This window comes from Arthrobacter sp. SLBN-53 (assembly GCF_006715585.1).
Taxonomy (GTDB): domain Bacteria; phylum Actinomycetota; class Actinomycetes; order Mycobacteriales; family Mycobacteriaceae; genus Mycobacterium; species Mycobacterium neoaurum_A.
Genome location: NZ_VFNN01000001.1, coordinates 5,239,659 through 5,264,609, shown reverse-complemented (window position 1 = coordinate 5,264,609; position 24,951 = coordinate 5,239,659). Strand labels below are relative to the sequence as shown.

The 24,951-nt window shown below is 66.5% G+C and carries 18 protein-coding genes; 9 read left to right on the top strand and 9 right to left on the bottom strand.

What is annotated here, in order from left to right; translation table 11 throughout:
• Window position 1 precedes the first annotated feature (1 nt).
• Genes glgX through treZ form a run of 3 tightly spaced genes read left to right on the top strand, consistent with a single transcriptional unit; the run spans window position 2 to window position 6,142 of the window.
• Entirely contained in the window at window positions 2-2,131 is a 2,130-nt protein-coding gene (gene glgX / locus FBY28_RS25180) for a glycogen debranching protein GlgX (RefSeq protein WP_141869865.1), read from the top strand.
• Between the two features lie 46 nt (window positions 2,132-2,177).
• Window positions 2,178-4,409: a malto-oligosyltrehalose synthase gene (treY, locus tag FBY28_RS25175; protein WP_216847947.1), complete on the top strand. Its 2,232-nt coding sequence runs from the start codon at window positions 2,178-2,180 to the stop codon at window positions 4,407-4,409.
• Window positions 4,409-6,142 (top strand): malto-oligosyltrehalose trehalohydrolase, encoded by a 1,734-nt coding sequence (gene treZ, locus FBY28_RS25170; RefSeq protein ID WP_141869863.1) that lies wholly within the window; start codon window positions 4,409-4,411, stop codon window positions 6,140-6,142. The genes treY and treZ overlap by 1 nt, the downstream gene beginning before the upstream one ends.
• Here treZ and ilvA read toward each other — a convergent pair.
• Window positions 6,130-7,404, bottom strand: coding sequence for a threonine ammonia-lyase IlvA (gene ilvA / locus FBY28_RS25165; protein ID WP_141869862.1), 1,275 nt, complete (start codon window positions 7,402-7,404; stop codon window positions 6,130-6,132). The two genes, treZ and ilvA, sit on opposite strands and share 13 nt — an antisense overlap.
• Before the next feature lie 113 nt (window positions 7,405-7,517).
• Between ilvA and FBY28_RS25160 the strand changes: the two genes are divergently transcribed.
• Window positions 7,518-7,709 carry a hypothetical protein gene (locus FBY28_RS25160; RefSeq protein ID WP_141869861.1) on the top strand — a complete coding sequence of 64 codons (192 nt, stop codon included), beginning with the start codon at window positions 7,518-7,520 and terminating at the stop codon, window positions 7,707-7,709.
• Between the two features lie 8 nt (window positions 7,710-7,717).
• Here FBY28_RS25160 and FBY28_RS25155 read toward each other — a convergent pair whose 3' ends face one another.
• Entirely contained in the window at window positions 7,718-8,104 is a 387-nt protein-coding gene (locus tag FBY28_RS25155; protein WP_141869860.1) for a MerR family transcriptional regulator, read from the bottom strand.
• Window positions 8,105-8,167: 63 nt separating this feature from the next.
• Here FBY28_RS25155 and FBY28_RS25150 point away from each other — a divergent pair, with 63 nt between their 5' ends.
• Complete coding sequence (locus tag FBY28_RS25150; protein WP_141869859.1) at window positions 8,168-8,611, top strand: PPOX class F420-dependent oxidoreductase; 444 nt, start codon at window positions 8,168-8,170, stop codon at window positions 8,609-8,611.
• Between the two features lie 28 nt (window positions 8,612-8,639).
• Here the strand turns inward: FBY28_RS25150 and dnaE are convergent, their stop codons facing one another.
• Entirely contained in the window at window positions 8,640-12,167 is a 3,528-nt protein-coding gene (gene dnaE / locus FBY28_RS25145) for a DNA polymerase III subunit alpha (RefSeq protein ID WP_524912036.1), read from the bottom strand.
• 155 nt (window positions 12,168-12,322) lie between these two features.
• Here dnaE and FBY28_RS25140 point away from each other — a divergent pair, with 155 nt between their 5' ends.
• The 3 genes from FBY28_RS25140 to FBY28_RS25130 are packed head-to-tail and all read left to right on the top strand — an operon-like array spanning window position 12,323 to window position 14,807.
• Window positions 12,323-13,255: an efflux ABC transporter ATPase subunit, DrrA-related gene (locus FBY28_RS25140; protein WP_141869857.1), complete on the top strand. Its 933-nt coding sequence runs from the start codon at window positions 12,323-12,325 to the stop codon at window positions 13,253-13,255.
• Window positions 13,252-13,989, top strand: a complete 738-nt coding sequence (locus tag FBY28_RS25135) for an ABC transporter permease (protein WP_141869856.1) — start codon at window positions 13,252-13,254, stop codon at window positions 13,987-13,989. The genes FBY28_RS25140 and FBY28_RS25135 overlap by 4 nt, the downstream gene beginning before the upstream one ends.
• Entirely contained in the window at window positions 13,986-14,807 is an 822-nt protein-coding gene (locus tag FBY28_RS25130) for an ABC transporter permease (protein WP_141869855.1), read from the top strand. Before FBY28_RS25135 ends, FBY28_RS25130 begins: the two co-directional genes overlap by 4 nt.
• On the opposite strand, the gene FBY28_RS25125 is transcribed toward FBY28_RS25130, so the two are convergent.
• Window positions 14,697-16,025, bottom strand: a complete 1,329-nt coding sequence (locus FBY28_RS25125; RefSeq protein ID WP_216847945.1) for a mannosyltransferase — start codon at window positions 16,023-16,025, stop codon at window positions 14,697-14,699. The two genes, FBY28_RS25130 and FBY28_RS25125, sit on opposite strands and share 111 nt — an antisense overlap.
• Before the next feature lie 229 nt (window positions 16,026-16,254).
• On the opposite strand from FBY28_RS25125, the gene FBY28_RS25120 reads away from it, so the two are divergent.
• On the top strand, window positions 16,255-17,634 hold the full coding sequence (locus tag FBY28_RS25120) for a mannosyltransferase (RefSeq protein ID WP_286178471.1): 1,380 nt from the start codon (window positions 16,255-16,257) through the stop codon (window positions 17,632-17,634).
• On the opposite strand, the gene FBY28_RS25115 is transcribed toward FBY28_RS25120, so the two are convergent.
• The 5 genes from FBY28_RS25115 to lspA all read right to left on the bottom strand — a co-directional run bounded on the left by FBY28_RS25115 (window position 17,622) and on the right by lspA (window position 24,921).
• Window positions 17,622-18,923: a UDP-glucose dehydrogenase family protein gene (locus FBY28_RS25115; protein WP_141869853.1), complete on the bottom strand. Its 1,302-nt coding sequence runs from the start codon at window positions 18,921-18,923 to the stop codon at window positions 17,622-17,624. The two genes, FBY28_RS25120 and FBY28_RS25115, sit on opposite strands and share 13 nt — an antisense overlap.
• 186 nt (window positions 18,924-19,109) lie before the next feature.
• Complete coding sequence (locus tag FBY28_RS25110; protein ID WP_216847943.1) at window positions 19,110-22,298, bottom strand: MMPL/RND family transporter; 3,189 nt, start codon at window positions 22,296-22,298, stop codon at window positions 19,110-19,112.
• A gap of 27 nt (window positions 22,299-22,325) precedes the next feature.
• Complete coding sequence (gene rarD, locus FBY28_RS25105; protein ID WP_174241747.1) at window positions 22,326-23,291, bottom strand: EamA family transporter RarD; 966 nt, start codon at window positions 23,289-23,291, stop codon at window positions 22,326-22,328.
• Entirely contained in the window at window positions 23,288-24,217 is a 930-nt protein-coding gene (locus FBY28_RS25100; protein ID WP_141869852.1) for an RluA family pseudouridine synthase, read from the bottom strand. The genes rarD and FBY28_RS25100 overlap by 4 nt, the downstream gene beginning before the upstream one ends.
• A complete protein-coding gene (gene lspA, locus FBY28_RS25095) occupies window positions 24,217-24,921 on the bottom strand; it encodes a signal peptidase II (RefSeq protein WP_216847941.1) in 705 nt (234 codons plus the stop codon). The genes FBY28_RS25100 and lspA overlap by 1 nt, the downstream gene beginning before the upstream one ends.
• Between the last annotated feature and the right edge of the window lie 30 nt (window positions 24,922-24,951).

The following is a 24,951-nucleotide window of genomic DNA, read 5'->3' as shown; positions in this document are numbered from 1 at the left end:
CGTGGCCACCACGGTCTGGCCCGGCACCCCCTACCCGCTGGGCGCGACCTATGACGGTGCGGGAACCAACTTTTCGTTGTTCTCCGAGGCGGCAACACTGGTCGAACTCTGTCTGATCGCCAAGGACGGCACCGAACAACGGATCCCGCTGGACGAGGTCGACGGCTACGTCTGGCACGCCTATCTTCCGACGGTGAGTCCCGGTCAGCGCTACGGCTTCCGGGTGCACGGACCGTGGGATCCCCGGGTCGGGCACCGCTGCGATGCGAGCAAACTGTTGCTCGACCCCTACGGTAAGGCGTTCTACGGCAACTTCACCTTCGGTCAGGCGCTGTTCTCCTATGACCTGGAGTCCGACCATCCCGCCGTCACGCCCGCCGACCCCGCGGTGGACTCCCTGGGGCACACCATGACCAGCGTGGTGATCAATCCGTTCTTCGACTGGGGATCGGACCGGGCGCCCAGGACGCCCTACCACGAGACGGTCATCTACGAGGCCCATGTCAAGGGCCTGACGCAGTGCCATCCCGACATCCCCGAGGAGTTGCGCGGGACCTACGCCGGGCTGGCCCACCCGGCGATCATCGAGCATCTCAAGGCGCTCAACGTGACCGCCATCGAACTGATGCCGGTGCACCAGTTCCTGCACGACCATCGGCTGCTCGATCTCGGACTGCGAAACTATTGGGGCTACAACACTTTCGGCTTCTTCGCACCCCATTCGGAATACGCGTCCAACCGCCACGCGGGTGGCGCGGTCGCCGAGTTCAAGGCGATGGTGCGCTCCTTCCATGCCGCGGGTATCGAGGTGATCCTCGACGTGGTGTACAACCACACGGCCGAGGGCAACCACCTGGGGCCGACCCTGAACTTCCGCGGGATAGACAACGCGGCCTACTACCGGTTGCTCGACGGTGAAGAGCAGTTCTACAAGGACTTCACCGGCACCGGCAACAGCCTCAACGCCCGACACCCCCACACGCTGCAGCTGATCATGGACTCGCTGCGGTACTGGGTACTGGAGATGCACGTCGATGGTTTCCGTTTCGACCTGGCCTCCACGCTGGCGCGCGAGTTCTACGATGTGGACCGGCTGTCGGCATTCTTCGACCTGGTGCAACAGGATCCGGTGATCAGTCAGGTCAAGCTGATCGCCGAACCGTGGGATATCGGCGAGGGCGGCTACCAGGTCGGCAACTTTCCCGGTCTGTGGACCGAATGGAACGGTAAGTACCGCGATACGGTGCGCGATTATTGGCGCGGCGAACCGGCCACCCTCGGCGAGTTCGCCTCCCGGCTGACCGGCTCCTCGGATCTCTACGAGCACACCGGGCGCCGACCGGGTGCGAGCATCAACTTCATCACCTGTCACGACGGGTTCACCCTTGCCGACCTGGTCTCCTACAACGAGAAGCACAACGAGGCCAATGGTGAGGACAACCGGGACGGCGAGAGCCACAACAGGTCCTGGAACTGCGGGGTGGAGGGACCGACCGACGATCCCGACATCATCGGCCTGCGGTCCCGGCAGATGCGCAACATGATCGCCACCCTGATGGTGTCCCAGGGCACCCCGATGATCAGCCACGGCGACGAGATCGGCCGAACCCAGGGCGGCAACAACAATGCCTACTGCCAGGACTCGCCGATCGCGTGGGTGGACTGGTCCACACTCGACGAGAATGCCGAACTGCTGGAGTTCGCCCGCAAGGCGGTGGCCCTGCGCAAGAAGCACCCGGTGTTCCGGCGCCGCCGGTTCCTGGCGGGCAACCCGATCCGCAGCGGTGAGCAGGTGCGCGATATCTCCTGGCTGACCCCGGCCGGTGCGGAGATGACGCCGCAGGACTGGGGCTCGGGGTTCGGCAGGAGCATCGCGGTGTTCCTCAACGGTGACGCCATCCCCGAACCCAATGCCCGTGGTGAGCGGGTCCGCGACGATTCATTCCTGCTGTGCTTCAACGCACACGACGAGCAACTCGATTTCGTGCTGCCGCCCGATGATTACGCCGAAAAGTGGGTAACCGCGTTGGACACCGGCGACCCCGCCGGTGCCGTCGAGGTGACCATGTCTGCCGGTGAGAAGATCTCGCTGCAGCCACGATCACTTCGGGTGCTCAGGAAAACGACCTAGGCGGTAACGGCTGATGGGTGTCCCGGTCTCCACATATCGACTCCAGATGCGCCCGGATGCGTTCACTTTCGCCGACGCACTCGCCCTGCTCGACTATCTGGACGAGTTGGGGGTCAGCCATCTGTACCTGTCCCCCATCCTGACCGCCGCAGACGGGTCGACGCACGGCTACGACGTCACCGATCCCACCACGTTGTCGGCGGCCCTCGGCGGTCCCGACGGGCTGCGTGGCCTTTCGGAGGCGGCGCGCGAACGGGGGCTGGGCCTGATCGTCGATATCGTGCCCAACCACGTCGGCGTGGAGGATCCCCGGGCCAACCCCTGGTGGTGGGATGTGCTCACGCATGGCAGGGATTCGGCGTACGGGGCATTTTTCGACATCGATTGGGACCTCGCGGACGGGCGAATCGTGTTGCCGGTGCTGGGTTCTGACGACGATATCGCCGGGCTGGCGGTGGACGGCGACGTGCTACGCCTCGGTGACCGGTCGTGGCCGATCGCGCCGGGCACCGGAGGGGGCACCGCCGAGCAGGTCCACGCGCGCCAGCATTACAAGTTGATCGGCTGGCGGAACAACGTGTGCGGGTACCGCCGCTTCTTCTCCATCACCTCGCTGGCCGGGCTGCGCCAGGAGGATCCCGAGGTGTTCGCCGCATCGCATGCCGAAGTGGCGCGCTGGTTCACCGAGGGACTGGTCGACGGGCTACGCATCGACCATCCCGACGGGTTGACCGATCCCGCCGATTACCTGACCCGGCTACGCGAGCTCGTGGGCCCCGACGCCTGGATCGTGATCGAGAAGATCCTGGCGCCCGACGAGGCGCTGGACACGTCGCTGCCGGTCGACGGCGCCACCGGTTACGACGCGTTGCGCGAGGTGGGTGGCATCTTCCTCGATCCCGCCGCACAACCCGAGCTCGACGGGCTCTACGGCGGGACATCGGAATACGCGACCCAGATCGCCGAACTCAAGACGACGGCCGCGAACGTGACCCTGGCCAGCGAGCTCGCCAGGGTGCGGCGCAGCATCGTCGCCGAGACCGGGACCGACCACCCGGAGCTGTCCGAATCGATCACCGCGCTGCTGACCCATATCGGCGTCTACCGGTTCGACTATCCCGCACTTGCCGCGCTGGGACCGGTGGCGATCGCCGAAACCGTCTCCGCACGTCCGGATCTGGCGGCGCCACTGCAGATCGTCGCCGCGGCGCTGGCCGGCGCCGGCGAATCGGCCAAACGCATCCAGCAGCTGTGTGGTGCCGTCACCGCCAAGGCCGTCGAGGACTGCCAGTTCTACCGCGATGCCCGCTTGGTCACCCTCAACGAGGTCGGTGGTGAGCCCGATCTGTTCGGTGTCAGCGCCGCCGAGTTCCATGCGCGTAACGCCACCAGGGCGGCGCTGTGGCCGCGCGCGATGGTGACCACCTCCACCCACGACACCAAGCGCAGCGAAGACGTCCGGGCCCGTATCGGCGTGTTGTCCCAGGTGCCCGCACTCTGGGCAGACCGGGTGGCACGCTGGTCTCAGGTGGTCATCGCACCCGATGCCCAGACCGCGCTGTTCCTGTGGCAGAACATCTTCGGTGTGTGGCCGGTGGACGGCCTGGTGACCGACGAATTGCGCACCCGCCTGCACGCCTATGCGGAGAAGGCGATCCGGGAGGCCGGGGTGCACACCACCTGGAACGACCCGGACGCGGAATTCGAATCGGCCGTGAACGATTGGCTGGACGCTGTCCTCGACGGGCCGGTGGGCACGGAGCTGACCGCCCTGGTGGAGCGACTTCAGCCCCATGCCCTCAACGATGCCGTCGGCCAGAAACTGCTCGCGCTCACCGTGCCCGGTGTTCCCGATGTCTACCAAGGCACCGAGCTTCTCGACGACAGCCTCGTCGATCCGGACAACCGGCGACCGGTCGACTACCCGGCTCGTCGTAAGGCGCTCGCCGAGCTGACCGACCCCAAGATGCGAATTGTCAACGCCGCATTGCGGTCACGCCGCGAACGGCCGGAAACCTATCTGCACGGCGGATACCGCCCGCTGCCGGCCGGCGGTCCGGCCGCCGATCACGTGATCGCCTATGCCAGGGGCGCCGACGTCGTGGTGGCGGTCGGCAGATGGACCGCCCGACTCGAGGACACCGGTTGGGGTGAGACGACTGTGACGCTGCCCGAGGGCACCTGGACCGACCGCGTGACCGGTCGCACGTTCGGCGGCGAGGCCGCTGCCGGCGATCTGTTCGCCGAGCTGCCCGGCGTGCTGCTGGAGCGTGCGTGATGGCCACATTCGACGTATGGGCGCCCCGGCCGCACCGGGTGATTTTGGAACTCGACGGGGCGCGGTACCCGATGCAACGCGATGAGTCCAACTGGTGGCATGTCGACGTCGACGCCCGTCCGGACAGTCGGTACGGATTCGTGCTCGATGACGACGACACGGTGCTGCCCGACCCGCGCTCACCGCGGCAACCCGATGGGGTGCACGGATCCTCACAGCGTTGGCAGCCGCCCGCTGCGCCGACACCATGGGCCGGTCGCTCGATCGAGGGCGCCACCATCTACGAACTGCACATCGGGACCTTCACCCCGGCCGGCACCCTCGACGCGGCCGCCCAGAAGCTGGATCACCTGGTCGATCTGGGTGTCGACTTCGTGGAACTGATGCCCGTCAACGCGTTCAGCGGCAGCCACGGCTGGGGTTATGACGGTGTGCTCTGGTACGCCGTCCACGAACCCTACGGCGGACCGGACGCACTGCTGCGCTTCGTCGACGCCTGCCATGCCCGCGGTCTCGGTGTGCTGATCGACGCCGTATTCAATCACCTCGGACCGTCCGGGAACTATCTGCCGCGCTTCGGCCCGTACCTGTCCAGCGGCAGCAATCCGTGGGGCGAGTCGATCAACATCGCCGACGACGGTGCCGACGAGGTGCGCCGCTACATCATCGACTGCGCGCTGCGCTGGATGCGCGATTTCGGTGCCGATGGCCTGCGCCTGGACGCCGTCCATGCGCTGGTGGACACCACGGCCATCCACATCCTGGAGGAGCTTTCGGCCGAAACCGAGGCGCTGGCAACGCAATTGGGCAGGCCGCTGGCATTGATCGCCGAGAGCGACATGAACGATCCCCGGACAATCACACCACGTGATCAGGGCGGGCTCGGGATGACGGCCCAATGGGACGACGATATCCACCACGCCATCCACACCGCGGTCTCCGGCGAACGGCAGGGCTACTACGCCGATTTCGGCTCCCTGCAGACCCTGGCGCAGACACTGACCCACGGCTTCTTCCATGCGGGCACCCACTCGTCGTTCCGCGGCCGTCGGCACGGCCGTCCGCTGGACATCGCCACGGTGCCGGCGACGCGACTGGTGGCCTACACGCTGACCCACGATCAGGTCGGCAACCGCGCGGTCGGCGATCGGCCCTCACAGAACCTGACACCCGGGCAGCTCGCGGTCAAGGCCGCGCTCGCGTTGGGATCGCCGTACACCGCCATGCTGTTCATGGGCGAGGAATGGGGTGCCAGCAGCCCGTTCCAGTTCTTCAGTTCCCATCCCGAACCGGAACTGGCCCGCGCCACCGCCGAGGGTCGCAAGGCCGAATTCGCCGCGCACGGCTGGGATGCCGACGAGATCCCCGACCCGCAGGACCCGGCCACCTTCGAACGGTCCAAGCTGAATTGGGACGAGGTCGACCAGGGTGTGCACGCTCGCCTGCACCAGACGTATCGCGACCTGATCGCGTTGCGGCGCAACGAGCCCGACTTCGCCGATCCGTGGCTGACCCGGCTGCGCATCGACTACGACGAGTCGGCACGCTGGATCATCATGTATCGCGGCACCTTCGCGGTGATCTGCAACCTCGGCGAGGTGCCGGTCACCGTGCCGGTCAGCGGCGAGGTGGTGCTGGCCTGGGCACCGCCCTCTTGCGGCGACGATGGCACCGAGATCCCCGCGCAGTCGTTCGCGGTCCTGCGGGGAGCCCGCGCGACTCAGGTCAGGTAGCGATACGTCGGGGAACCCGGCTCGAGCAGTTCGACGTGCGCATCGGAGGCCTCCATGCGGGCGCGCAGGCCATCCAGGTCACCTGCCGAGCCCATCTCGATGCCGACAAGGGCCTCGCCCGTCTCCCGGTTGTTGCGCTTGACGTACTCGAAGAGGGTGATGTCGTCATTGGGCCCGAGCACCGTGTCCAGGAAGCCGCGCAATGCCCCGGGCTCCTGCGGGAAGTCGACCAGGAAGTAGTGCTTGAGTCCGCGGTGCACCAGGGAGCGCTCCAGGATCTCCCCGTAGCGCGACACATCGTTGTTGCCGCCGGAGATGATGCACACCACCGTCGCACCGGGGGTGATGTCGGCCTCCAGCAACGCCGCCACCGACAGCGCGCCCGCGGGCTCGGCGATGATGCCCTCGTTCTGGTACAGATCGAGCATCGTCGAGCAGACCGCGCCCTCGTCGACGGCGGTGACCGACACCATGTCGCCGGCGGCGGCCAAGGCGGCGTAGGTGTGCGTGCCCGCCCGGGCCACCGCCGCCCCGTCGACGAATTGATCGACATGCTCGAGTGTCACCGGTGCGCCCACCGCCAGCGCGGCCAGCATCGAGGCGGCACCGGCCGGTTCGGCGCCGAGCACCGCCGTGCCGGTGGTGCGCTCGGCCAGATAGGTGGTGATCCCGGCGATGCATCCGCCGCCGCCGATGGGGACGATCACCAGATCTGGTTCACCGGGCAGCTGGTCGAGCAGTTCGACGGCGATGGTGCCCTGCCCGGCCATGGTGCGGGGGTCGTCGTAGGGCGGGACCAGCGTGGCTCCGGTGCGGGCCACATCATCGAGGGCGGCTTGGGCGGCCATGTCATAGGTCTTGCCGCCGACGATCAGCTCGATGAACTCACCACCGTGATAGCGGATACGGTCCCGTTTCTGCTTGGGCGTCTTGGCGGGCACGTAGACGCGTCCGTGCACGCCCATCGACCGGCAGGCCAACGCGAAGCCCTGGGCATGGTTACCCGCCGAGGAGCACACCACCCCGGCCGCCAGCTCGTCGGGTGTCAGCTGCATCAACATGTTGTAGGCACCACGCAGCTTGTAGGAGCGGACCGCCTGCAGATCCTCGCGCTTGAGATAGACCTGCGCTCCGGTGATCTGGGACAGCCGATCGCTGAACTGCAGCGGGCTCACCGTGACCACACCCGAAATTCGCTCGGCAGCCTCGTCCACATCGGTGGCGGTCAGCGGCGAGGTGCTCTGGTTCAGATCGGTGGACACCCCGACAATGGTGCCACCACCTGGGCCGTCCGTGAAAATTGGCCACCGGGCGTGACACGCCCAATACAGAGTTTCGGTTGCCCGAACTCTGGGTTGCGAGTTATCGTGGTGTGGTGACGACCCAGACCGAATTCGCCATCGCCGGGGTGCCCTGGCCGATGCACAAGCTGCTCGCGTTGATCGTGGGCGTGCTGGTCCTGGCGTTGGTCGGCATGACGACCACGAGCATGGGCACCGCCGTCCTCACCGCTGCCGGTATCGCCACCGTGATCTGGGTGGCCGGCAGCATGACCGCGCGCCGCTAGGTATCGCGCTACGCCGGTTGCAGATCGATGCCGCACGCGCACGCGTCGATCGACGGGCACTGACATTCCATCCCTCGGCGAATGGTTTCCTTGGCGCGTACCAGCGAGGCGATGGTCGTGTCGATCTCGGCCAGCTTCGCCTGCGCCAACGCGCGCGAGGCGGGCCGACCCGGCGTGTCGTCGCCGATCAGCACCGCGATGTCCTCGAGTGCGAATCCCGCCGTCTTGCAAGCGCGAATGATCTCCAGCCGAACGAGCACCGTCGCCTGGTAACGACGTTGGCCGCCGACCCGGTCCGGGGCGGGCAGCAAACCGACCCGCTCGTAATACCGCAGGGTGGTCTGGGCGATCCCGGTGCGACGCGACACCTCGCCGATGGTCAGCACTCCCGTCATCACCACCCCCTCTCGACACGCACCGCTTGACTTGAAGCCAACTCTAAGTTGTTCACTGGCGTCATGCCAAAAACCGACACCGACCTGACCGCCCTCAGCCGCTCCCGGTACGCCATGCTGCGCACGTACCGTCGCGATGGTAGGCGCGTCGATACGCCGATGTGGTTCGCACTGGACGGGCGAACCATGTTGTTGCGCACCAAGATCGGACCCAAGACCCGTCGACTGCAGGCACATTCCGACGTCGAGGTGGCGATCTGCGATCACCGCGGCGAACGGGTGGGCACCTTCCGTCCCGGCCGGGCCCGGTTGCTCACCGGCGAGGCGGCCGAGCGGGCCAACACCGCGCTACACCGTCGCTACGGGTGGCAGTACAACATCCTGCCGATGGTGACGATCCCCGGTGTCACCAGCGTGCACCGCGACCTCCCGCTGCGCGAAAAGCTGCGCCGGGCAACGCATCGCGCGCTGTGGCCCGACAGCGCGATGGTGGCCATCGAACTGTAGAACCGATCGGCGGGCCCCTGGGCGGACCTCAGCCGCCCAGACAACCGGGGCCGAGCAGTGCCTTCAGATCACCCATCAACGCCGAGGACGGGGTGACCCGCAGCGACTGGTCGAGCTCCAGGGTGGTGATGCGTTCACCGCTGATGAGCCGCAGATGCACCTGCGAGGTGCCGGGGTGCCGCGCGAGCACCTGCTTGAGCGCGGTCACCTTGTCCACCGTGCACTGCCGCGTCGGCAGGCTCACCGCAACCGGCCGGTCACCCTGGGCATTCGAGAAGTCCGGCACCACAAGGTCGTTGGCGATCAGCGAGATCCGGTCATCACGGATGGCCACCTTCGCACCGACGATCACCACCGCGTCATCGGCGATATCGGCACCGAACGCCGAATAGGTCTGCGGAAAGAACAGCACCTCGATACCGCCGGTCAGGTCCTCCACCTGTGCCGAGGCCCACGGCAGACCGTTCTTGTTGACCCGGCGGTTCACCGAGGCGAGGATTCCGCCGATGCGCACCTGGGTGTCGTTGGCGATATCGCCTTCCAGGATGGCCGGGATCTGGGTGTCGACATGCGCGGCGAGCAGATGGGCGACACCGTCGAGGGGGTGGCCGGACACGTAGAGACCCAACATCTCTCGTTCCAGCGCCAGCTTGTGCTTGTCCTCCCACTCACCCTCGGGCACCGGGATGGTGAACACCGACTCCATCCCGGTGTCGGCATCCCCGCCGCCGAACAGATCGAACTGGCCGATGGCCTCGGCCTTCTTGGTCCCGAGCACCGAATCCACCGCATCGGCGTGCACCAGGAACAGGCCCTTGCGGGGATGACCCAGCGAGTCGAAGGCGCCCGCCTTGATGAGGGACTCGGTCACCTTCTTGTTGCATGCCGTGATGTCGATCTTGTTCAGATAATCCGAGAAGTCGGTGTACTTCCCCTTGTCGTTGCGGCCGTTGATGATCGACTGGACCACGTTGGCGCCGACATTGCGCACCCCGCCGAGGCCGTAGCGGATATCGTCGCCGACCGAGGCGAAGTTGTGCACGGACTCGTTGACGTCGGGCGGCAGCACGGTGATCCCGAGCCGGCGGCAGTCCGACAGATAGATGGCAGCCTTGTCCTTGTCGTCACCGACCGAGGTCAGCAGACCTGCCATGTACTCGGCCTGGTAGTTGGCCTTGAGATAGGCGGTCCAGAACGACACCAGCCCGTAACCCGCGGCGTGCGACTTGTTGAACGCGTACCCGGCGAACGGCAGGATGGTGTCCCACAGCGCCTTCACCGCGGCCTCGGAGAACCCGTTGGCCGTCATGCCCTCCTTGAAGCCCTTGTACTCGGCCTCGAGCACCTCGAGCTTCTTCTTGCCCATGGCTTTTCGCAGCGCATCGGCCTTGCCCATGGTGTAGGACGCGACCTTCTGGGCGATGAACATGATCTGCTCTTGGTAGACGATCAGACCGTAGGTCTCGGCGAGGATCTCCTTGAGCGGCTCTTCGAGCTCTGGATGGATCGGCTTGATCGGCTGGCGACCGTTCTTCCGGTCGGCGTAGTCGTTGTGCGCGTTCATGCCCATCGGGCCCGGCCGGTACAGCGCCAGCACGGCCACGATGTCGTTGAATCCGGTCGGCTGCATACGGCGCAGCAGGTCACGCATCGGCCCGCCGTCGAGCTGGAACACCCCGAGGGTGTCACCGCGGGACAGCAGCTCATAAGTCGCCGGATCATCGAGCGGGAGATGATCCATGTCCAGATCGATACCGCGGTTGGCCTTGATGTTCTCCAGCGCGTCACCGATGACGGTGAGGTTGCGCAGACCGAGGAAGTCCATCTTCAGCAGGCCGATGGACTCACACGAGGGGTAATCCCAGCCGGTGATGATGGCGCCGTCCTGTGGGCGCTTCCACAGCGGGATCGCGTCGACGAGGGGTTCGGAGCTCATGATCACCGCGCAGGCGTGCACGCCGGCGTTACGGACCAGACCCTCCAGGCCGCGGGCGGTCTCGTAGATGGTGCGCACATCGGGATCGGTGTCGATGAGCCCCCGTACCTCGGCGGCCTCCTTGTACCGCTCGTGCTTGGGGTCGGTGATACCCGACAGCGGGATGTCCTTGGCCATGATCGGCGGCGGCAGCGCCTTGGTGATGCGGTCGGCGATGGCGAAACCGGGCTGGCCGTAGTTGACCCGGGCCGAGTCCTTCAGCGCGGCCTTGGTCTTGATGGTGCCGAAGGTGATGACCTGCGCAACCCGGTCGCTACCCCACTTTTCGCTGGCGTAGCGCACCATCTCACCGCGGCGGCGGTCGTCGAAGTCGATATCGATATCCGGTGCCGACGGACGCTCGGGGTTGAGGAACCGCTCGAAGAGCAGGCCGTGCGGGATCGGATCGATATTCGTGATGCCCATGGCGTAGGCCACCAGCGAACCGGCCGCCGACCCACGGCCGGGCCCGACCCGGATGTTGACCGAGCGGGCGTAGTTGATCAGGTCGGCGACGATCAGGAAGTACGCCGGGAAGCCCTTGTCACAGATGACCTTGATCTCGTAGTTGGCGCGGTCGATGTACTCCTGGGGAACCTGCGCACCCGGGAACCGTCGCTCCGCCAGCCCGGTCATCACCTCGTGGGTCAGCCAGGACTGCTGATCGTGGCCGTCGGGCACCGGGAAGACCGGCATCCGGTCACGCGGGGTCCACACATCGGCGTAGGACTGCACGCGCTCGCCGATCAGCAGGGTCGAATCGCAGGCACCGGGCACCTGCGGATCCCACAACGCCCGCATGTCCGCGGCCGACTTCAGGTAGTAGCCGTCACCGTCGAACTTGAACCTGGTGGGATCCGACAGCGTCTTGCCGGTCTGCACGCACAGCAGCGCCTCGTGCGTTTGCGAGGCCTCACGGGTGACGTAATGGCAGTCGTTGGTGGCCAGCGGCGGGATGCCGAGCTTGCGGCCCACCTCGAGCAGTCCGTCGCGGACCCGGCGCTCGATCTCGATGCCGTGGTCCATCAGCTCCAGGAAGAAGTTCTCCTTGCCGAAGATGTCCTGCCATTTGGCGGCGGCGGCGATCGCCTCCTCGACGTGTCCGAGACGCAACCGGGTCTGCACCTCACCGGAGGGGCACCCGGTCGTGGCGATGATGCCCTCGGCGTGCTCGGCGATCAGCTCGGCGTCCATCCGCGACCACTTGCCCAGCTGGCCCTCGAACGAGGCCAGCGAGGACAGCTTGAACAGGTTGCGCAGACCGGTCGCATTCTCGGCGACCATCGTCATGTGGGTGTAGGCGCCACTACCGGAGACGTCGTCACCCTTCTGGCTGCGATCACCCCACTGCACGCGCTTGGTGTCGAATCGAGAAGCGGGGGCGATATAGGCCTCGATACCGATGATCGGCTTGATCCCGGCATCGGTGGCCACGTTGTAGAACTCGCTGGCCCCGAACATGTTGCCGTGGTCGGTCATTCCGATGGCCGGCATCTCCAGGCGTTGCGCCTCGGCGATCATCGGCTTGACCTTGGCCGCGCCGTCGAGCATCGAGTATTCGGTGTGGTTATGCAGATGCACGAACGAGGAGCCCATAGGACGACGATTCTATGGGTGCCGACCGACATCCCCGGGCGTGTCGCGGGGACGTGTCCGGCACACCCGCGCCCAGCTGCGGCCCGACCGGCCCTCTCGCCCGGCAACGCCCCCGGTCGCCGGTTGTATCGTGGGATTTTGTGATCGAGCTCAACGGTGTCGCCAAGACGTTCGGCGGCGGCATCACCGCTCTGCGGGACGTGAGCTTCGCGGTCCCCACCGGCTCGGTCTGCGCCCTGCTCGGCCACAACGGCGCCGGCAAGACCACCGCCGTCAACATCCTCTCGACGCTGGTACGGCCGTCGGCGGGGTCGGCGACGGTGGCCGGTTACGACGTGGTCGCCGACGCGGCTCAGGTGCGCCGCGCCATCGGGGTCACCGGCCAGGACGCCGCACTGGACCTGCGTCTGACCGGTCGGGAGAACCTGGTGCTCTTCGCCCGCCTGCGCGGGCTGTCCAAGAGCCGCGCCCGCGCCAGGGCCGACGAGCTGATCACCCGGTTCGACATGCGCGGGGCCGCCGACCGGCAGGTGAGCGGATACTCCGGCGGCATGCGTCGCCGCATCGACATCGCCGTGTCGCTGGTGGTGGCGCCCACCGTGCTGTTCCTCGACGAGCCGACGACCGGTCTGGACCCGCGCAGTCGCCGAGACGTGTGGGATCTGGTGTCGGAACTGTCCGCGCAGGACATCACCGTTCTGCTGACCACCCAGTATCTGGAGGAGGCCGACGTGCTCAGCGACTCCGTCGTGATCCTCGACTCGGGCCGCGTGGTGGCCAGCGGCACGGCCGACGAACTCAAGCGGCGGGCCGGGCCGGGCTACTGCCAGATGACGGCGATGCACGCCGAGGACCTGCCGCGGATCGCCGCGGCGCTCGGTGACTTCGACGAGGTCGAGGTGGACGCCAAGACCATGCGCGTCTCGGTGCCCGCTCCCCGTGGCACCGCGACGCTGTCGGAGGTGTTCCGCAGGCTGGAGGACATCGGCGTCGAACTGCTCGACATCTCGTTGCGGCGCCCGACGCTCGACGAGGTGTTCCTGCATCTGACCGCCCCCTCCGCCGCGTCGTGAACGCGCCGGTCATCCTGACCGCGCGGTTGATGCGACGCAATCGGGTGGATCTGGCCTTCGCCATCGTCGCTCCCCTGGTGGGCATCATCGGCCTGGTGTTCCTGCTGCAGGACGTCATCGTGACCGACGGGATGACCTACGCGCAGTACGTCCTCCCTGCGGTCGTGGTGCAGGCGATGTTCTTCGGGGCGTTGACCACCACCGACCGCGCCGCGGCGGACAACGCCGACGGGATGAGCAGGCGGCTGCAGACGCTGCCGATCTCACGCTTGGCGCCGCTGACGGCACGCATGTACTACTGCGTTGTTCGCGGTCTGCTGGCCGTCGTGGCCTCGACTCTGGGCGCGCTGTTGTTCGGCTTCCGGTTCACCGGCGGAATCGGTTACGCTGCAGCATTTTTCGGACTCGCCCTGGCGCTGACCCTGGCGCTGTCGCTGGGCGCCGATGCCGTGGGTGCGCGCGCAAAGCGCAGCGAGGTCGCCGGCCAGCTACTGCTGATCCCACAATTGCTGCTGGTGTTGTTGTCGACCGGATTGGCGCCGACGGAGTCCTTCCCCACCGCCCTGCAACCGTTCGTCTCCAGCCAACCGGTCTCCCAGATCACCGAGGCCCTGCGCGATTTCACCGACGGCCGGGTCGATGCGCCCAACGCATTGGCCAGCGTGGGCTGGTGCGTGCTGTTCCTCGGCCTTTTCGGTTACGCCGCCCTGCGAGAACAGCGGCGAACCCGATGACCCGCCCGCAGCCGCAGGCACAGCCGCCGCGTCGTGGTGCCGCACGAGAGGTGGCCGACGAGATCTGGATCTTCGCCAGCAGGTTGCTCGTGCAGTGGTGCCGGTATCCCACGGTGCCCCTGCAGGCGCTGATGTTCCCCGCGGTCCTGCTACTCACCTACAGCGTGCTGGTGGGCAAGTCGATGACCAGGATCACCGGCAACAGCGGACTCGACCTGCTCATCCCGGTGTGCGCGCTGGTCGGTGCGATGTCAGGGTCGGCGGCGTCGGGGTCGATGATGTCCCATGACCGCGAGAACGGGTTGCTCACCCGCCTGTGGATCATGCCGGTGCGCCGCGGCAGCGCCCTTGCCGGCATCGTGCTTGCCGAGGCGCTTCGCACCGTGCTGGGCACTGTGCTGGTCACCGCGATCGGCTACGGTCTCGGGTTTCGCTTCCACGGCAACATCGCCGCGCTGGCGGGCTATCTGGTCATCCCCAGCGTGATCGTGGCGGTCTACACGATGATCGTCATGATCCTGGGCCTGCGCGGCGAGGGCCGCACCATCTTGGCCTGGTTCGGCACCTTGAGCGTCGGACTGGCTTTCGCCGCCGTCGTACCCGTGGACAAGACCCCGGCGACGCTGCGCCCGTTGGCCGAGTACCAACCCGTCGCCGCGGCGGTCGAGACGATGCGACTGCTGTCGGTGGGCGATGCGAACATCGGACTACCGCTGGCCGTCACCGCGGTCTGGGCCATCCTGCTCGGGAGCATCTTCGGTCCCGCGGCGGTGCGCGGTTACCGGCGGGCGGCCGAGTCCGGACCCGTCGGCGGCTGAGTCACCCGGGTGGTCGGCACGGCGTCCCACCACGATCATCCAGACCAGCGTCGCGACCGCCGCGATGATGTAGACCAGTCCGGCCCACGCCAGATACCACGGCTGGCTGATGTCGTGGATGCTGGACTGCGCCGAGGACAGCAGCGTCGGGACGCTGAGGACCATCAGGGCGAACCACACACAACCCAGCGGGCGGGCACCGGGTTTCGCGCGCCACGGCCCATGGAACAACCAGATCATCAGGGGCACCACCCACACCCAGTGGTGGGTCCATGCCACCGGCGAGGCCACCAGCCCGAAGATCTGGATCACCAGCAGCGAGGCCAACCGGTCGCGTTCCCCGCCCACCGATCCGAGCGCCCGCCACGCCAATACCGAGAGCAGCGCGGTGACCAACAGGGCACCGATCAGCAGCGCACCGGTCCCCACGTCGTGGCCCATGATGCGCGACAGGCCGCCGCGCCAGGACTGGTTCCAGACCGATCCGACGGGAAGATCGTGGCCGGCCTCGCTCATGCGCCCGGGAAAATAACGTCGCGTCTCGTCGGGCAGCAGCAGATAGCCGATGCCGACGGTCGCGAAGAACACCACCGCGGAGAAGAGCGCGGTACCCCAGCGGCGCACCCCCACGAAGTACAGCCCGGTGATGGCCGGGGTCAGTTTGATACCTGCCGTCACGCCGATCAGTAGGCCAGACACCCACCAGCGCGTGCTGTAGGCGGCGTAGAGCACCGCGAGCATGAGAAAGATGCCGATCTGTCCGACCTGGATGCTCCCGCCGGGTGGCTCCATCCAGATCGCCACCGCGGTCCACAGCATGGCGATCCGCCGGCTCCCGCCACCGACGAAACGCTGGCTCAGTCGTACGGTGGCGTACACCGCACCCACCAGGGCCAGCTGCCACAACAGCGCCGTGAGGCCGAAGGGCAGCAGGTGCAGCGGATAGAACAGGATCGCCGCGAACGGTGGGTAGGTGAACGGAAGCTGCTCGTTCTTCAGCGGATCGGTATAGAAGAACTCGTAGAGCGTGCCCGGATTGTTCAGCGCGGCGCCGCCGAGAACGTAGATGCGCAAATCGAAGAAGGCGTCGCCCTCGACGAGGTAAAACCCCATCGTCGATGCCACCCGCAGGACCGCGCTGATCGCGAAAATGGCCGGGGCCAGCGCTTTCAGACGCGCGAACCGATCTCGCGCCGACGGAACAGAATCCGTACTCACCAGGGCGACTATAAGGCACCGCGACCGGCTCACGCTCGGGTGCATGTGTGCGATCGCGCAGCCCGGCTGATCGGCCGGGCTTTCTATCGGGTCCGAGTATCGGGTCCGAGCGGTCCACGAGACGACCGACGCCCCGAATTCGGTACGAAATCCGGTGAATCGCCGCAACGGTGCGCTCCGGTGCGCTTGTATGACAGCGATGACGTCGTTAAGTTGACGCTGCGACAGGGTGGTTTCTGGGGTTGAATTCAGCCAGGCCCGCATTCTCGGTGTCAGTCACAGACCGACGAAAATCGATGATTGGAGTGCTGTGAAGCGTTTGGGGGAACGCGCGATAAAGCTGGCGCCGTGGTTGCTGGTAGCCAGCATCGTCATCCGGTCGATCGGTACCACCAACATCCCGGACATGTTTGTCGATTTGCGTGTGTACATCGCCGGCGGGGCCGCGCTGGACCACCCCGGCACGCTGTATCAGCTCAGTTACACCGATTTGCTGGGCGAGCAGTTGCCGTTCATCTATCCGCCGTTCGCGGCCATGATCTTCTATCCGCTGCAATGGCTTCCGTTCGTCGTTGTTGCCTGGCTATGGCAATTCGCAACCATTGCATGCCTGTACGGAATCGTGCGGGTGAGTCAGCGAATGATCGGCAGGGGCGGACACCGGATCGCCATGCTGTGGACCGCGGCAGCAATCTGGTTGGAGCCGATTCGCCTGCTGCTCAACTACTCCCAGGTCGGGGTTTTCCTCACCTTCGCGGTGTTGTACGCGGCGTACACGTCGAGATCCTGGCTGGCAGGTTTGCTGGTCGGCCTCGCCGCGGGAGTCAAGATCACCCCGGCGATCACGGGTCTGTACTTCCTGGCGATGCGGCGATGGGCGGCCGCGGCTTTTGCCGTCGCCGCGTTCTTCGCCACCGTCGGCATCACCGCGCTGATCGCGCCGAGTGAAACCCGGGAGTTCTTCGTCGAGCTGTTCCGTCGGGTTCCGGTTTCCACGGGGACCAGCAACAACCAGTCGTGGCTGGGCACCATATCGCGGATCGTCGGCTACGACGCCGGGCACACGGTACTGGTACCCCTGGCCATCGCCGCCACCGCCGTGCTTTCGGTGTGTGCCTGGCGAGCGCTGGGAAAGACGGGAAACCGTGACGTCCTCGGGTCGCTGCTGGTGGTCCAACTGTTCGGGCTGATGGCCTCGCCCATCTCGTGGACCCACCACTGGGTCTGGTTGATCCCGCTGATGATCTGGCTGATCAACGGCCCGTGGCGCGACCAGCCGGGGGCACGTGTCCTGGGCTGGGTGTGGTTCGCGGTGCTGCTGATCGGGATACCGTCGGCCCTGTCGCTGTTGCAGGCCAGCGTGTGGACCTTCTCACGCCCGTGGTATCTCGCCTGGGGTGCCGCCGTGTACGTCCCGATGACGCTGGTGACACTGGGCTGGATGATCTTCGTCGGTCGGCGGATCACCCGCCGGCCGCCATACCTGTGCGACGGTCCCGTCGCACAGGATCTCGACGCGGAGATATCGGCAGATCGTGTGCTCCAGGCGCCGGTCGATCGGCAGCCGGTGGGCCGGGCCGTCAGCTCAGCGGTGTCTCAGACCAGGTAGGTCCATCCGCACTTGATCCACCATTCCTTGTCCAGGCAGAGCCTGCCGTCGATCACCGTCTTGTTCCGCACGATCGCGCTGAGATCGGACGGGTTGATGGCGACGAACTCCGACCATTCCGTCAGCACCATGACCAGGTCGGCGTTCTCGCAGGCGTCGTCGACCGATGCCGCATAGGACAGCGTCGGGAAGACCGCACGGGCATTCTCGATCGCCTTGGGGTCGAACACCGTCACCGATGCGCCCTGCAGTTGGAGCTGGCCGGCCACATTGAGCGCGGGTGAGTCGCGAACATCGTCGGAATCCGGTTTGAAGGCAGCACCGAGGATGGCGATGTTGGCGCTCTGCAACCCGACCGGACAGGCCTTACGGGCCACCTCCACCATCCGGGTGCGGCGCCGCATGTTGACGTTGTCGACCTCGCGAAGGAAGGTCAGCGCCTCCGAGGCGCCCAGTTCACCGGCACGAGCCATGAACGCCCGGATATCCTTGGGCAGGCAGCCGCCGCCGAACCCGATACCGGCGTTGAGGAAGCGGCGGCCGATGCGCGCGTCGTAGCCGATCGCATCGGCGACAGCGGCCACATCGGCACCGACCGCGTCGCAGACCTCGGCGATCGCATTGATGAACGAGATCTTGGTTGCCAGAAAGGCATTGGCGGAAACCTTGACCAACTCCGCGGTCTCCGGATCGGTGAGGATGAACGGGGTCTCACGCTCCAGGATCTGCGCGTACACCTCGCGGGTCATCGTTTCGGCACGGCCGCCGCCGTGGTGACCCAGGACCACCCGGTCGGGTGTGATGGTGTCCTGCACGGCGAAGCCCTCGCGCAGAAACTCCGGATTCCAGGCGATCTCCACGGTGATGCCGTCGGCCAATTCCGTTGCGCGCGTTGCCAATTTCGCACACGTGCCGACGGGCACGGTGGACTTGCCCAGCACCACCACATCACGGTGCAACAACGGCACCAGGGTGTCGATGACGGCGTCGACGTAGCGCAGATCGGCCGCGGATTCGCCCTTCTTCTGCGGGGTTCCGACCGCGATGAAATACAGCTCGCTCCATTCGGCGGCCTGCGCGTAGTCGGCCGTGATGGTCAGCTTGCCGGTCTGCAGATGCTTGCGCAGCAGCTCGGCAACGCCCGGCTCGTAGAACGGCACCTCACCGTTGCCCAGCTTGGCGATCCGCTTCGGATCGGTCTCCACCCCGAGCACATCGTGGCCGAGTTCGGCCATACACACCGCGTGGGTGAGCCCGAGATATCCCAGACCGAACACCGTCAGACGCAAATCGATGACCTCTCTGCCGCAACCTGGTCACGCCGGATCCTCCGACGGCTGACCGACCCCCGTCGACATGCCGGATAGCTGCGTCGACCCTAGGTCGATCACCCCGCCGACGGACACCTCGAACAGGTGAACATCGCGAGACGGGCAGGCGAAGCGAACAGGGCAGGCACGCGCAGGCAGAGCCCGCTAACGGTCCCGCCAAGCCGCGGTGACCATGGAAGCCTTTGCGACAGCGACGCCGTAGCCGACGTCGGTGTCGTCGTCGACCGGATCATCGTCGACGGGGAAGGCGATCGGCGTGGTCTTCACCGGCTCATCCCTGACCACGCCGCGGCGGTTCTGCAAGAACGAGAGGTGACTGCGCAATTCGTTGGGCACCCGGTTGGGCCACCAGTTCTTCTCCCCCAGCAGCACCGCGATCGCCGGCACCGTGATGGTGCGCACCACGAAGGTGTCCAGCAGCAACCCGACACCGATGATGAAACCGGTCTGCACGATCGCCGCGATACTGCTGACCGTGAGCGCGAGCATCGACGCGGCGAAGATGAGGCCGGCGGAAGTGATCACACCGCCCGTCGCGCCGATCGTGCGGATGATCGCGACCTTGGTGCCCCGATGGGCCTCCTCCCGGATCCGGGATATCAGCAGCAGGTTGTAGTCCGCGCCGACGGCCACCAGCACCAGGAACGTCATACCGGGGATGTTCCAGAAGATGGGTTGACCGAGGATGAACTGGAAGAAGATCACCGCGATGCCGATCGCAGATGCGTAGGACAAGACCACCGAGATCACCAGGTAGATCGGCGCGATGATCGCCTTCAGCAGGAAGGTCAGGATCAGGAACACCACGATCAAGGTGACCAGCACGATGTACTGGAAATCGCCGTTGTAGTAGCCGCGGACATCGTTCTGCACCGCGCTCAGGCCGACCATCGTGATCTCGGCGTCTTCCAACGTGGTGTTGGGGCGGGCGTTCTGCGCCGTCTCCACGATTTCGTCGACCTGATCCATCGCATCGGTACTCAGCGGATCCAGGGCGGTCTGGATCAGATAGCGCGCGGTGTGTCCGTCGGGTGAGATGAACAGCTGGGCGGCCTTCTCGAATTCCGGACGGGTGAGGATCTGCGGCGGGATGTAGAAGCCGGACATCGACGGGTCGCCGGCGTCACGCTTCATCGCCAGCAGGAAGTCCGAGGCCTGCGTCAGTCCCCCGCCCATCTGCCGGGTCTGGTCGACCAGCAATTGCACGCCCTGGGCGAGCAAAGCACTGGAATCGGCCAGTTTGTTGATGCCGGCGACCAATTCGTCGACCTGCTTCTCCACCGCCGCCGGGCTGTCCAGCCCCAGATCCTCCACGGCGGTCAGTGACCGCTCGAGGTTGTCGGTGACGCCGCTGACCGACTTCGACAGGCTGTCACCGGGCTGGGTGTTCTCCATCTGCTTGGACAGCTCGTAGAGCTGCTGGATGGTGCCGTCATCGTAGGCGGCCATGATGTCGCCCATATCCGAGCGGACGGCCCGGCACACCGGGTCCATGGTGCACAGCGGGCTGGAGTTCAGCAGCGCCACCATCGGACCGAGCCAGATCGTGTGCAGCACAACCTGTTCGATACCGCCGCCCATGGCGCGGCCGACACCGCGCAACAGGTCGATCATCCGGGCGCTGGCATCGATGCTGCGCAGCGTCTGGACCCCGCCGAAGTCCTGCTGGGTCTGGGCCAGCGACACCAGGATGGTCTTGATCGGGCCCGCCGATCCGACCACCTCGTCACGGATCTTGTCCAGGGCGTCGGCCAGCGCGTGTGCGCCCTCGGACAGCTGGGTCAGCCGTGAATCGTTCTCGTCGATGAGATTGGTCGCCTCGCCGAGCTTGTCACCGACCTCGCCGGCCTGATGCGTCGCGCGCGCCTCGGCCAACATCTCACCGTTGGGTCGGGTGATGCCCCGGATGGCGTCGATGTTGGGGATCTGGCTGATCCGGAAAGCCATCTGCTCCATATCGGCAAGCGCCCGCGGAGACCGCAGATCCTGGGTCGGTGAATGGATCACGATGAACTGCTGCAACGAGTTGCTGATCGGGAAGTGCTCGTTCATCCGCTCGTAGGCCTGGTTGCTGGCCGAGTCCTCGGGGAGGTTTCGCCGGTCGTCGTAGTTGAAGTCGATGAGCAGTGTGCATGCCGCCAGACCGACGAGCAGGAGCAGGCTGACGGTCAGGTTCAACACGGGACGGCGCACCACGTTGACCCCGGACCGGCGCCAGAACCGGCCGGTGACGTCCTTGCGGGGATTGACCCAGCCACGGCGGCCGGCCAGCACGATGAAAGCGGGCAGCAGCGTGATCGATCCGAGGAAGCCGATCGTGATGGTCGCCGCCAGCGCCGGCCCCACACTGGAGAACACGCTCAGCGTGGCAAACGACAGGCCCAGGAAGGTGATGGCCACCGTGCCCGCCGAACCGGCGATCACCTCCCCGATGGACACCATCGAGGCGACGATCGCCGCATCGGTCTTCATGCCGCCGCGCAGATGCTCCTGATAGCGACTGAAATAGAAGACCGCGTAATCGACACCGGCGCCGATCATCATGCCGGTGATCAGCACGATCGTCTGGGGTGCCAGACCCAGCCCCAGCAGGCCGAGGCCGGCAACCACCTGTTGGGCGACAGCCAGCGAGATACCGATGCTGACCAGCGGGATGAGCATCGCGACGATATTGCGATAGACGATGATCAAGATCAGCAGCACCGTGACCACGGTGGAGACCTCGATGATGAACTGATCGCGCAGCGCGATGTCGGTGACATCGTCCATGGTGGCCGCGGCGCCCACGATGACGGGCTCCAGCGTGGTCCCGGCCGTGGTCTCGTTGATGATCGCCAGCGCTTCGCGATAGGCCGCGAGACCGTCGGCGCCGCCCATCGCGCCATTCAGGCCCACCGGCAGGTTGAAGGCCTTGTTGTCCTTGCTGACCATGCCGGCCCGCAGCTCGGGGATCTCGACGAAGTTCTGGGTCGCCGACACCGCCGGGGATGCGCCGAGCTTGGCCACCAGCTGCCGGTAGGTCTGCTCGTCGGCGTCGGTCAGCCCGTCATCGTTGACCAGGACGACCGCGATGAGGTTGCCCATGTCGTTGCCCTCTTCACCCTCTTTGGTGAAGGCCTCTGTCATTTGCTGGTTGGCGACGACAACGGGCGAGTCCGAAGGCACGAAGTCCGGCGGATTCTTCTGCGCGACCACCGCCAACGGCGGGATGGCCGCGAACAGGGAACCGGCGATGACCAGCCATGTGGCGATCATGAGTACCGGATGACGCACGATCATCTTGCCGTTGGCGGCAAGCAGACCGTGGATGGTCACCTTAGGACGTCTGGGCATTGGCGACTAGGCTACATGGTGTTGCTGTTAACTCGTCCCGCCACGATCGCCCGGCGCGGTGGCCGGGTGGTCCGAAGCGCCCCCATGGATGTTCCCGTGGATGTTCCGGCGGGCACGAGACCGCAGCACGGAATCGGCGGTGAAGATGGCCAACGCCACCCAGATCAGCCCGAATCCTATCCAGCGGGCCGGTGGCATCGGTTCGCCGCCGACCGCGATACCCCAGGACAGTTGCATCACCGGTGTCAGATAGAACAGCAGCCCCATGGTCACCAGGGCCAACCGCTGGGCCGCCGCGGCGAACAGCAACAGCGGCAGGGCGGTGAGCACGCCGGCCACGATCAACAGCACGCTGTGCCCGGCACCGGAGCCGAGGAACGTGCCGGTGCCGTCATGCTGCAAGAACACCAGGTAGCCCAACGCGAACGGGGTGGCCAGACCCGCCTCGACACCGACGCTGACCCGCGGGTCGACCGGCACCACCTTCTTGACCGCGCCGTACAGCGCGAAGGACAGCGCCAGCCCCAACCCGATATACGGCGGCGCGCCCAACTGCCAGGTCAGCACCACCACCCCACCGACCGCGACGGCCAAGGCCACCCACTGCGCCCTGGCGAGCCGCTCGCGGAACACCAGCAGCCCCAGCAGGACGGTCACCAGCGGATTGATGAAATAGCCCAGCGCCGCATCGACGACGTGACCGTTGTTCACGGCGTACACGTAGATCGCCCAGTTTGCCGAGATCAGCGCCGATGCGATCGCCAGCAGGCCCCAGGTGCGAGCGGTGATGGCGCGCAGATCCGCCACCCGGCGCACCAGCACGACGACGATCGCCAGGAAGGCGGCGCTCCAGACGATGCGATGCGCCAGGATCTCCACCGCGCCCGCGGGTTTGAGCAGCGGGAAAAACGCCGGGAACAGACCCCACATGCCGTAGGCGCCGATACCGAACAACCACCCGCTGCGCTGCCGATCGGCGGCGCGCACCGTCACCGGTCGTAGCCGCGCACGCGGTCCAGTGCCGCCTGCAGATCCGCCGGATAGGGACTGGTGATCTCCAGCCATCGTCCGTCGCTCGGGTGCGCGAAGCCCAACGAGCGGGCATGGAGCCACTGCCGCTCCAGACCGAGCTTCTTGGCCAGGGTCGGGTCGGCCCCGTAGGTGAGGTCACCACAGCAGGGATGGTGCAGCGCCGCGAAATGGACCCGGATCTGGTGGGTACGCCCGGTCTCCAGATGGATGTCGAGCAGACTGGCCGCGACGTGCGCCTCGATGGTGTCGTAGTGGGTGACGCTGTCGCGGCCGCTCTCGGTGACCGCGAACTTCCAGTCCTGGCCGCGGTGCCTGCCGATCGGTGCGTCGATGGTTCCGCTGGACGGATCCGGATGTCCCTGCACCAGCGCGTGGTACCGCTTCTCCACCGTGCGCTCCTTGAACGCGCGCTTGAGCACCGTGTAGGCCCGCTCGGAGATCGCCACCACCATCGCGCCCGATGTCCCGACGTCCAGCCGCGAGACGATGCCCTTGCGCTCGGCCACGCCGGACGTGGTGATCCGGAATCCGGCCGCGGCCAAGCCGCCGAGCACCGTGGGCCCGGTCCACCCCACCGACGCGTGCGCGGCCACGCCTGCCGGCTTGTCGACGACGACGATGTCGGCATCGGAGTACAGAATCGACATGCCCTCGATATCGACGGGCGTGTTCTCCACCGGCGCGGGCGGTTCGGGCAGCCGCACCTCCAGCCAGGCACCGGCGACGAGTTTGTCAGACTTACCCGCCGCGGTTCCGTCGAGCTCGACACCGCCCTCCTCGGCGATGGCGGCGGCCGCGGTCCGGGACAGGCCCAGCAGGCGGGCCAGGCCCGCGTCGACGCGCATGCCGGCCAGGCCTTCGGGAACAGGCATCGAGCGAGTGGTCATCAGCTCTGGGTGTCCGGCTGGTCGTTGGGCTTGTCGGTCACCGTCGCCGGCGCGGGCACGTTGTTCGGCTCAGGGTTGTTCGGCTCAGGGGTGTTCGGCTCAGGGTTGTTCGGCGCCGGGTTCTCCTGTCCGACGGGCTCGGCCTCGGCGGTCTCCGGGCGCTGGCGGCCGGTGGTGTCGTAATCGAAACCGAACAGCGACAGCACCACCAGCAGGATCGCCCCACCCACCACGGCCGGGTCGGCGACGTTGAACACCGGCCACCACCCGATGGACAGGAAATCGACCACGTGCCCGCGCAGCGGACCGGGGGAACGGAAGAAGCGATCGACCAGGTTGCCCAGCGCGCCACCGAGGATCATGCCCAGCCCGAGCGCCCACCATGGCGACACCAGCCGACGACCCATCCAGATGATGCCGACGACCACCCCGGTGGCGACCAGCGTCAACACCCAGGTGTAGCCGGTGGCCATCGAGAAGGCCGCACCGGAGTTGCGCACCAGCGTCCAGGTGACGGTGTCACCGATGATCGACACGGGCTGTCCGGGCACCAACAGCCGAACTGCCAGCACCTTGGTGACGATATCGAGGAGTAAGACCACACCGGCGATGCCGAGCAGCAGGCGCAACCGCTTTCGGGGTGGCGGTGGTGCTGCGTCGTGCGCGCTCGCCGGTGGGACGGCGCCCGTCGATTCTTCGGTCACCGGACCATCATCCCAAACGGTGGGGCCGAC